Source organism: Nonomuraea sp. NPDC059194, from assembly GCF_042754765.1.
GTDB lineage: Bacteria > Actinomycetota > Actinomycetes > Streptosporangiales > Streptosporangiaceae > Nonomuraea.
In genome coordinates, this window is record NZ_JBHZBH010000105.1 from 1 (window position 1) to 2141 (window position 2141).

The 2141-nt window shown below is 67.4% G+C and carries 1 protein-coding gene; it reads left to right on the forward strand.

The genetic code is table 11. The annotated features are described in order from the left end of the window. Positions 1 to 163 precede the first annotated feature (163 nt). Entirely contained in the window at positions 164 to 2098 is a 1935-nt protein-coding gene (locus ACFXJ8_RS43970) for an ISL3 family transposase (protein WP_379651527.1), read from the forward strand. The last annotated feature ends 43 nt before the right edge of the window (positions 2099 to 2141 follow it).

Below are 2141 nucleotides of genomic sequence, written 5' to 3' on the forward strand. Positions count from 1 at the left end.
GGCTCTGTCTCACTCCACGGGGTAGCGGTTACAGCATGTGAGTTCTGGTGCGATTGGTGTTGGTCGCGGTCCTGTAACACGCTGCGCATGGGAACGGCCGTTCTGTCACGATCTGGATCACTCGAAGATCTGATCATGAAGAACGGCCGTGTGGGGGTCCATTGTGCTGCACGAGGTGTCGTCCGACCAGGCCCGCCTGCTGGGGATGCTGTTCCCGCACTTGGACGTCCTGGAGTTCATCGCGATCGAGACCGGGGACCAGGGTGGTGACGGAATGGTCGTCGTGGCCCGGACCGCTTCGGGGCCGGTGGCCTGTCGCGCGTGCGCGACGCCGTCGTCGCGGTTACATGACCGGTATCGGCGCAGGTTAGAGGACCTGTCGTGTGCGGGGCGGCCGGTGCGCGTGGTGTTGGAGGTGCGGCGGCTGTGTTGCGTCAACCCGGCGTGCGAGGTGACAACGTTCGCCGAGCAGGTCGAGGGCGTGACCCAGTGGCGGCAGCGGCGAACGCCGGGCCTGCGCGGTGTGCTGGAGCGGATCGCGCTGGCGTTGGCCGGGCGGGCGGGAGCACGGCTGGCCAACGCACTGGGCACGGCGGTGTCGCGATGCACGATGCTCAGGTTGATCCGCGCTCTGCCCGACCCCGAGATCGGGCAGGTCACCGTGCTGGGGGTGGACGAATTCGCCAAGCGCAAGGGGCAGAGCTACGCCACCCTCCTGGTCGATCTGGAGACCCACCGCCCTGTGGATGTGCTGGACGGTCGCGAGGCCCAGGCGCTGGCGGACTGGCTGGCCGCCCACCCCGGCGTCCGGACGGTGTGCCGTGACCGCGCGGGTGGATTCGCCGAAGGCGTTCGGCTGGGAGCACCCGAGGCGCGCCAGTGTGCCGATCGCTGGCACCTGTACCAGAATCTGTGCGTGGCGGTGGACAAGACGATCCGAGCTCACCGCGCCGACCTGCGTGAACCCGTTCCAGGATCCGATGGCGACGACCAGGGCGAGCCGGCGGTCCCGCAACCTGCCGATGGCCAGGACGATCGCACGCTCGACTCGATCCCGCAGCCGCTGGACACCATCGCCTGCAGCTGCGAGAGCTCCCGGAACGCAGCCTGCGACCTGCTGCCCGATGCAGCCGACTCTGCTCGTTTACGAAGTTACCTCCCGTACCTGCGTCGACGTGTCCTGGAAGACGGGTGCGACAACGCCGCCGTGCTGTGCCAGGAACTACGTACCCACGGCTACAAGGGCAGCACCCGTACCATCCGCCGCCACATCGCCCCGCTCCGGGCCGAACTGGTCAAGCCCGATCTGCCGTCCGCGCCTCTGACCGGCACCGGCACCACCTCGATCATCGAACGGACGCGAGTCCGCCACGCCGAGATCCACAGCCTCCTCGCCCAGGGCTACACCCAGACCCAGATCTGCCAGATCACCGGCCTGAACGACAAGACCGTCCGCAAGTTCCAGCGAGCCACCAGCGCTGACGAACTGTTGCTCGGCGACAGCGCGAGCAAGCCTCGCCATTTCCGGAGCTTCCTTCCTCACCTGCGTAAGCGCGTCTTGGAGGATGGGTGCGATAACGCCGCGCTGCTGTGCCGCGAGCTACGAGAGCAGGGGTACCGCGGCAGCGTCCGCACCATCCGCCGCTACGTCGCGCCGCTGCGTGAAGGTCTCCTCACGCCCGATCTGCCGCCTAAACCGCCGTCAGTCCGTGATGTTCGCCGCTGGATCACCAGCGACCCCGACCACCTCACCGACGACGACAAGGACCAGCTCGCCGCCATCTTGGACCGCAGCCAGCCCCTGGCCGTCCTCGACCAGCATGTGACCGCCTTCGCCAAGATGCTCATCCACCGCACCGGCGAACGCGATCTGGACCCCTGGCTGGCCGCCGTCGACACCGGGACCGCCGACCTGCCCCACCTGCGATCTTTCGCCCAGGGCCTGCGCCGCGACCACGCCGCCGTCCTCAACGGACTCTCATTGCCCTACTCATCCGGCGCTGTCGAGGGCGAAAACTGCAAAATCAAGCACCTCAAAAGGATCATGTTCGGCCGCGCCAACCTCGACCTCCTCCGGACCATGATCCTCCACAACTGAGCGTCACCGATGACGACCCGACCCCATGGAGTGAGACAGAGCC